This window comes from Corynebacterium sp. HMSC074A01 (assembly GCF_001831515.1).
GTDB lineage: Bacteria > Actinomycetota > Actinomycetes > Mycobacteriales > Mycobacteriaceae > Corynebacterium.
On sequence record NZ_KV825614.1, the window covers coordinates 1 to 534 of the forward strand.

1 rRNA gene is annotated in these 534 nt (G+C 56.0%); it reads right to left on the reverse strand.

The annotated features are described in order from the left end of the window. Window positions 1–199: 199 nt before the first annotated feature. Window positions 200–317 (reverse strand): 5S ribosomal RNA (gene rrf / locus HMPREF2550_RS03815). Window positions 318–534: the final 217 nt, after the last annotated feature.

Consider the following 534-nt stretch of genomic DNA (forward strand, 5'->3'; position numbering starts at 1 on the left):
TCAGGTGTCTACCTAACGGGGGTCAGGTCCCAGGCACAACGCTGTTGCAGTGCTGTCTCGTTACAAAATCATTCCAGTGCCCTCGGGCGCGCGGGTTAGTGTCTGGAATACCCCCCCTGGGCGGCGAAGGCGCAAAAAAGCGACGCGCTCCGGGCACCTCTACTTGGTGCGCGAAGCGCGTCGAAAAATGAAGTTGTTGGGTCGGCGGTAACCTACTCTCCCACACCCTCCCGAGTGCAGTACCATCGGCGCGGGCGGGCTTAGCTTCCGGGTTCGGAATGGGACCGGGCGTTTCCCCGCCGCCATCAACCACCGACACACCTTAAGGGGCATGCCAGTCAACACAACCAAGTGGTTGTGCGTGATAGTGACACAATATTTACTTAATTTGAGTGTTGACACGTGGTGTGTTGTGTCAGTGACTGCATAGTGGACGCGAGTGCTTTTTGGTGTTTCGCACGGTTGCATGTGTTTGCCAAGACCACGTGCTTTTGTGGTGTTGGTTGTTTGGTGTTTGGTGGATTAGTACCAGTC